Origin of the sequence: Streptococcus sp. HMSC064H09, assembly GCF_001812625.1 — a bacterium.
Taxonomy (GTDB): Bacteria; Bacillota; Bacilli; order Lactobacillales; family Streptococcaceae; genus Streptococcus.
On sequence record NZ_KV809571.1, the window covers coordinates 111,383 to 118,402 of the forward strand.

Annotated in this window: 8 protein-coding genes; 6 read left to right on the plus strand and 2 right to left on the minus strand. The window is 37.2% G+C overall.

Translation table 11 applies throughout. The annotated features are described in order from the left end of the window. The first annotated feature begins 2 nt into the window (after nucleotides 1–2). From HMPREF2867_RS03950 to HMPREF2867_RS03960, 3 genes are all read left to right on the plus strand, one after another. Nucleotides 3–767, plus strand: coding sequence for an ABC transporter ATP-binding protein (locus HMPREF2867_RS03950; RefSeq protein WP_021143582.1), 765 nt, complete (start codon nucleotides 3–5; stop codon nucleotides 765–767). Then, a complete protein-coding gene (locus HMPREF2867_RS03955; RefSeq protein WP_002883761.1) occupies nucleotides 767–1,477 on the plus strand; it encodes an ABC transporter ATP-binding protein in 711 nt (236 codons plus the stop codon). The genes HMPREF2867_RS03950 and HMPREF2867_RS03955 overlap by 1 nt, the downstream gene beginning before the upstream one ends. A 134-nt stretch (nucleotides 1,478–1,611) precedes the next feature. Then, the gene (locus tag HMPREF2867_RS03960) at nucleotides 1,612–2,271 is read left to right on the plus strand and encodes a CBS and ACT domain-containing protein (protein WP_070575956.1); all 660 of its coding nucleotides are present in this window, start codon (nucleotides 1,612–1,614) and stop codon (nucleotides 2,269–2,271) included. A gap of 150 nt (nucleotides 2,272–2,421) precedes the next feature. Here the strand turns inward: HMPREF2867_RS03960 and cysK are convergent, their stop codons facing one another. Together cysK and HMPREF2867_RS03970 are read right to left on the minus strand one after the other, a co-directional pair. After that, nucleotides 2,422–3,348: a cysteine synthase A gene (cysK, locus tag HMPREF2867_RS03965; protein WP_002883742.1), complete on the minus strand. Its 927-nt coding sequence runs from the start codon at nucleotides 3,346–3,348 to the stop codon at nucleotides 2,422–2,424. 101 nt (nucleotides 3,349–3,449) lie between these two features. Further along, nucleotides 3,450–4,076: a YigZ family protein gene (locus HMPREF2867_RS03970; protein WP_070575959.1), complete on the minus strand. Its 627-nt coding sequence runs from the start codon at nucleotides 4,074–4,076 to the stop codon at nucleotides 3,450–3,452. Between the two features lie 54 nt (nucleotides 4,077–4,130). On the opposite strand from HMPREF2867_RS03970, the gene HMPREF2867_RS03975 reads away from it, so the two are divergent. The 3 genes from HMPREF2867_RS03975 (at nucleotide 4,131) to hpf (ending at nucleotide 6,720) form a co-directional block, all read left to right on the plus strand. Next, nucleotides 4,131–5,450 carry an ATP-dependent helicase ComFA gene (locus HMPREF2867_RS03975; protein ID WP_064524563.1) on the plus strand — a complete coding sequence of 440 codons (1,320 nt, stop codon included), beginning with the start codon at nucleotides 4,131–4,133 and terminating at the stop codon, nucleotides 5,448–5,450. Continuing rightward, nucleotides 5,431–6,093: a ComF family protein gene (locus HMPREF2867_RS03980; protein ID WP_064524565.1), complete on the plus strand. Its 663-nt coding sequence runs from the start codon at nucleotides 5,431–5,433 to the stop codon at nucleotides 6,091–6,093. Before HMPREF2867_RS03975 ends, HMPREF2867_RS03980 begins: the two co-directional genes overlap by 20 nt. Before the next feature lie 78 nt (nucleotides 6,094–6,171). Continuing rightward, nucleotides 6,172–6,720, plus strand: coding sequence for a ribosome hibernation-promoting factor, HPF/YfiA family (hpf, locus tag HMPREF2867_RS03985; protein ID WP_002883786.1), 549 nt, complete (start codon nucleotides 6,172–6,174; stop codon nucleotides 6,718–6,720). Nucleotides 6,721–7,020 lie beyond the last annotated feature (300 nt).

Here is a 7,020-nt window from a genome sequence, read left to right on the forward strand (position 1 = left end):
AAATGGCACTTCTTGAAGTTAAAAATCTGACTAAAAATTTCGGTGGTTTGACTGCCGTTGGTGATGTTTCAATGGAACTCAATGAAGGTGAGTTGGTTGGGCTTATCGGACCAAATGGTGCTGGTAAAACAACCTTGTTTAACCTTTTGACTGGTGTCTATGAGCCAAGTGAAGGGACTGTTATACTTGATGGTACAGTCCTAAACGGTAAAGCACCTTATAAAATCGCTTCACTCGGTTTGTCACGTACTTTCCAAAATATCCGTCTTTTCAAAGACATGACTGTACTTGAAAACGTTCTTGTTGGTTTATCAAATAAGCAACCTTCAAATTTCTTTGCATCTCTTTTGCGTTTGCCCAAGTACTATTCAAGTGAAGAAGAGTTAAAAGCAAAAGCTATGAAACTGTTGGCTATCTTCAATTTGGATGGTGAGGCAGATACACTTGCGAAAAACTTGGCTTACGGACAACAACGTCATTTGGAAATTGTTCGTGCACTTGCAACAGAACCAAAAATTCTTTTCCTTGATGAACCAGCTGCGGGTATGAACCCACAAGAAACGGCTGAATTGACTGCTCATATTCGTCAAATTCAAAAAGACTTCGGAATTACCATCATCTTGATTGAGCACGATATGAGTTTGGTCATGGATGTTACTGAACGTATTTATGTTTTGGAATATGGACGCTTGATTGCCGAAGGAACACCTGATGAAATTAAGAATAACAAACGCGTTATTGAAGCTTACTTGGGAGGTGAAGCATAATGGCAATGTTGAAAGTTGAAAATCTCTCAATTAAATATGGATCGATCGAAGCTGTAAAAAACGTCAGCTTTGAAGTTAATGAAGGTGAAGTCGTAACTCTTATCGGAGCTAACGGTGCAGGTAAGACATCAATTCTTCGTACCATCTCAGGTCTTGTTCGTCCAACTGAGGGAACCATTTCTTATCTTGGAAACGACATCCACAAAACACCAGCACGTAAGATTGTTGCCGAAGGTTTGGCTCAAGTACCTGAGGGACGTCATGTATTTGCAGGATTAACCGTAATGGAAAATCTTGAAATGGGAGCTTTCCTTCATACAAATAAAGAAGAGAACGCAGCTCTCTTGAAAAAAGTCTTCCAACGTTTCCCACGTCTAGAAGAACGTAAGAATCAAGATGCAGCGACACTTTCTGGTGGTGAGCAACAAATGCTTGCAATGGGTCGTGCCCTTATGAGTCGTCCAAAACTTTTGCTTTTGGATGAACCTTCAATGGGACTTGCTCCAATCTTTATTCAAGAAATTTTTGATATTATCGAAGATATCAAGGCACAAGGGACTACAGTTCTTTTGATTGAACAAAATGCCAATAAGGCTTTGTCAATTGCGGATCGTGGTTATGTTCTTGAAACAGGTAAAGTGGTTCTTTCAGGTACTGGTGAAGAACTTCTTGCATCAGATGAAGTTCGTAAAGCCTATCTTGGAGGATAAGAAAAAGCGCCCAAGGGCGTTTTTCTATCGTCTCATGCTGATTGTGAAATACTAATTTTTCAGTAAAATATTGCAATCGGTTTCACTTAGTGTGGTATAATACAAGTAAGAAATCATTCGGAGGAAAATGAAACATGGCAGTAAAAGATTTTATGACGAAACGTGTAGTTTATGTCTCACCAGAAACAACAGTTGCAGTAGCTGCAGATATTATGCGTGAGAAAGGTTTGCGCCGTTTGCCAGTAATTGAACACGATAAACTTGTTGGGCTTGTTACAGAAGGTACAATGGCGGAGGCCTCACCATCAAAAGCAACAAGCTTGTCAATTTATGAAATGAACTATCTCCTTAATAAGACAAAAGTAGGAGATATCATGATCAAGAATGTCCTTACTGTTTCCAAATATGCTAGCCTTGAGGATGCAATCTATATCATGCTTCAAAATAAGGTTGGAGTCCTTCCAGTTGTGGACAATGACCAAATTTCAGGAATTATCACAGATAAAGATGTCTTTCGTGCTTTCTTGGAAATTTCTGGTTATGGTCAAGCTGGAATTCGTATTGGGTTGGAAGTTACAGATACTCCACGTGTTTTGGAAAAAATTGCGAACCTTATTGCTAGTGAGAATCTCAACATCGAACGTACAATTGTTGCCCCTAAAAATGACACTGTGCTTCGTGTTGAACTTCAAGTTGAAGGAGAGATTGGGATTGAACAACTCAAGAAGGTTTTTGTAGAAGCAGGATTTACAGTTACTGAAATTGCAGAAACAGAAGCAAAAGAGTTAGACTAATAACAAGGATAAAAAAACAGAAAGTTTGTAGGAACAGTTCAGTGGAAATAAGATTAAAATCCTTACTTTTTCTAGTAATTAATGAACTACAGGTTTAACTTTATACAATAAAAAGAGGCTAGAACATTATGTTCTAGCTTCTCTTTTTTATTAATCTTGAAAATCGTAAAGTGTTGTAGAGAGGTAACGCTCACCATTGTCAGGCAAGAGTGTCAAGACTTTTTTACCTTCGCCAAGTTCAGCAGCAACCTTAAGGGCGGCAGCAATAGCAGCACCTGATGAGATACCAGCTAGGAAACCTTCTTGGCTACCCAATGTACGTGATGTTGCGATAGCTTCATCAGAAGGAATACGGACAACACTGTCATATGATTTTGTATCCAATGTGTCAGGAATGAAACCGGTTGAAATACCTTGGATTTTGTGTGGTCCTGGTTTATCACCGTTCAAGACGGCAGATTCATCAGCTTCAATACCATAAACCTTGATATTTGGATTAGCAGCCTTAAGGGTTTTTGAAACACCTGAAATAGTACCACCAGTACCGATACCAGCAACAAAAGCATCCAAACCTTCTGCACCAAAATCTTCAAGAATTTCTTGACCAGTTGTAGCCGCGTGAACAGCTGGGTTTGATGGGTTAGCAAATTGAAGTGGCACCCAACCATTGCGTTCAGCAGCAACTTCTTTAGCCTTAGCAATCGCACCCTTCATTCCTTCGCTACCAGGAGTCAATACAAGTTCAGCTCCATAAGCTTGGATGATTTTACGACGTTCAACACTCATTGTGTCAGGCATTACGATAACAACTTTATAGCCCTTAGCAGCCCCAACCCAAGCGAGACCGATACCAGTGTTACCTGAAGTTGGTTCAACAATGGTATCACCAGGTTTAATCGTACCAGCTTTTTCAGCATCTTCAATCATACGAAGAGCAATACGGTCTTTTACTGAAGAACCAGGGTTGAATGCTTCGAGTTTAACGTAAACATCTGCTGATCCTTCTGGAACAATAGAATTAAGTTTAATAACAGGTGTTTTTCCAACAAGTTCAGTGATTGAGTTGTAAATTGTCATATTTAAAATCCTCTTAATCTTTGATTGATGGTTTTAAGTATACGACGGTAGGCTCAACTTGTAAAATACATCTTCTTTATCACTGTGATAACGTTTAACTATCAGATAGGAATTTCAACGATTTTCTTTCCAGATTTTTCATAATTAACTTTCCCTTGATAGAACTCAGTTAGTTCTTGACCAAGTCTTTCAATATCAGACTCTTCGACAAATAAAGTAGTAGAAACATCTGATAAGAAAGTTGTATCAAATTCTTGTAGTCCTTCTTTTTCAAGGAAGTTGGAGAAGACTTGGTATTGAGAGTAGGTTAACTCTACGGTTAGTCCTGTTAATTCCTTGACTTCAACTCGGCCAATCTCTTCAATAGCATGGGCAACGCTACCAGAGTAAGCTCGGATAAGACCACCTGCCCCAAGCTTGATTCCTCCAAAATAACGAGTCACAACTGCTACGATATTAGTAAGTCCTTGTTTTTCTAGAACAGTAAGCATAGGTACCCCAGCTGTTCCAGAAGGTTCGCCATCATCACTTGAACGCTTAATTTGACCATCATCTCCAACGATTATTGCAGAGCAAGAATGATTGGCCTTGTGATGCTGTTTCTTAATCTGAGCGATATATTCTCTTCCTTCTTCCTCACTGCTGATACGTTTTAAGTGACAAATAAAACGAGATTTTTTTATTTCTTCTTCAACGATCCCATCGTTGGCAATAGTTTTGTAATCCATAAAAAAATTTTATCATAAAAAGATGAATTCAAACATATTTTCGAATAGAAAGATATGGTACCTAAAGAATATTATGGACGACTATTTACGAAAGAGCAGTTGCCAGTGAACTATCACCCAGAGGCTTTAACATTAGAAAGTATGATAAAGGTCGATAAACAACTTAGATGTAAAAGATGTTACAGTCGGATAGAGGAAGATTGGCAATTACCGGGAGGTCAGTATTATTGTAGAGCATGTATTGTCTTTGGTAGAAACCAAGAAGGAAAAGAACTTTATTATTTTCCTTCCAAAACATCAGAAATTGAATTTCCTGTTTTGAAGTGGTTTGGAGAACTAACTCCCTATCAAGCTAAGGTCTCAGAGAAACTTTTGAGAACTTATCAAAAACAGAAAGATAGTCTCGTACATGCTGTGACCGGTGCTGGTAAGACAGAAATGATTTATAACATCGTTGCCTATGTTCTGGAAAATAAAGGTCATGTAGCTATCGCAAGTCCTAGGGTTGATGTTTGTCGAGAATTATTTCTACGTATGAAGAGGGATTTTACTTGTAGTATTTCCCTGCTTCATGCTGAGAGTGAACCATATGATGGTAGTCCGCTTGTAATAGCTACCACACATCAACTACTAAAGTTTTACCAGAGTTTTGACTTAGTTATTGTAGATGAAGTAGACGCATATCCTTTTGTAGGAAATGTCATGTTAAATCATGCTGTAGAACAGGCGAAGACCGAAACAGGTCGATTTATTTACTTAACAGCGACTTCAACATTATCTTTAGAAGAGCAAGTTCGACTTGGGACTTTAGAAAAGCATCACCTTGCTAGACGTTTCCATGGAAATCCTTTAGTACTTCCTAAATTCTTCTGGCAGGGCAGATTACAAAAATCTCTGACAAGAGGTAAGCTTCCAAGACCTCTTCTTTATCAGATTAAAAAGCAACGTAAATCAAAATTTCCTCTATTAATCTTCTTTCCAAATATAGCGATAGGTGAAAAGTTTACAAGTATTCTACAAAAATATCTTCCAGATGAAAAAATGGCCTTTGTTTCCTCAAAAAGTGAGGAGCGTTCAACTATCGTAGAGAAGTTCCGAGAAAAAGAACTGTCTATCTTAGTTACAACAACTATCCTCGAACGTGGTGTAACCTTTCCACAAGTAGATGTTTTTGTTTGTATGGCAAATCATCACTTATACACTAGTTCGAGTCTTATTCAGATTGGAGGTCGAGTTGGAAGATCACCAGATAGACCGACAGGAAAGCTTTATTTCTTTCATGAAGGACTCTCCAAATCAATGCTTCGGTGTCGAGAAGAGATAAAGGTTATGAATAAAAAAGGAGGATTTAACAATGAAGTGTCTGCTATGTAATGATTGGATTGAATCACTACCAAAATTAAGAGACCTCATTATGTTTAACCAAAGAAAAGAGTACTCTTGCCGATCTTGTAAACATCAGTTTAAAAACCTCTCAAAAGAAAGATGTCAAAATTGTAATAAAGAGTTATATGGAGATGCTTGTATTGATTGTAAACTTTGGATGAAAAAAGGCTATATTCCTAAGCACCTTGCTATTTATCGATATGAGGAAAATATGAAAGAGTATTTTAGTCGCTATAAATTTATGGGAGACTATTGTCTTAGAAAAATATTTCAAAAAGATATAAGAAATAACTTAAAACCATTTTTTAAAAAAGGTTACGCCATAGTGCCAGTCCCATTATCAGAAGAACGCCTGGTAGAAAGAGGATTCAACCAAGTTGAGGGATTAATAGAGGGAATTCCCTATCAGGATATCTTTGAGAAAAGAGATATTGAGAAGCAATCCTCGAAAACACGTGAGGAGCGTTTAAGTCAAGATAATGCCTTCTGTCTCAAGAAAGGTATAGATGTACCAGATAAGATTATTATAGTGGATGATATCTATACAACAGGATCCACTTTATATCAGATGGTCCAACTATTAGAAGGTATAGGTATTAAAGAAGTTTTGACCTTTTCACTAGCTAGATAATAAAAATCCTTGCAAATTTTCATGAAAAGGATATAATAAAGATAAAGAAAACGCTAACAAGCGAGAAAGAGGTCTTTTATGATTAAATATAGTATCCGTGGCGAAAACATCGAAGTAACTGAAGCACTTCGTGACTATGTTGAAAGTAAACTTAGCAAAGTTGAAAAATACTTCAACGAAGACCAAGAATTGAATGCACGTGTAAATCTTAAGGTTTATCGCGAAAAGACAGCTAAAGTAGAGGTTACTATTCCAACAGGTTCTGTAACACTAAGAGCAGAAGATGTTTCGCAAGATATGTATGGTTCTATTGACCTAGTGGTTGATAAGATTGAAAGACAAATCCGTAAAAACAAAACAAAAATTGCACGTAAGCATCGTGAAAAAGTTCCAACAGGAGAAGTATTCTCAGCTGATTTTAATAACGAACAAGTTGAAGAAGCACCAGCTGTTGAAGTTGTAAGAACTAAAAACATTGAGTTGAAACCAATGGATGTTGAAGAAGCTATCCTTCAAATGGAATTGTTGGGTCATGACTTCTTTATCTATACTGATAGCGAGGATCATACAACTAATGTTCTTTACAAACGAGAAGACGGTAACTACGGTTTGATTGAAGCTAAATAATTAAAAAAGAAGGGAAGTAGGTTGAGAGACATGCTTCCTTTATTTTTTGAAAAACCCTATTGACAAGCATTTATTTGGGTGTTAAGATATAAAAGTTGTCTTAACTGACTTGCCACAAACTTGAAAAGGTTCCAAAACTTTAAAAAAGTTATTGACAAGATAAGTCAGAGATGATATTATAAATAAGCTGTTTCGGAAGGGGCGGCCAACACGAGAAGTAAAAAAACTTCAAAAAAAGTGTTGACAAGCTATTCTAGATTTGCTAAAATATAGGAGTTGTCTTAAGAGAGACAAAGACCT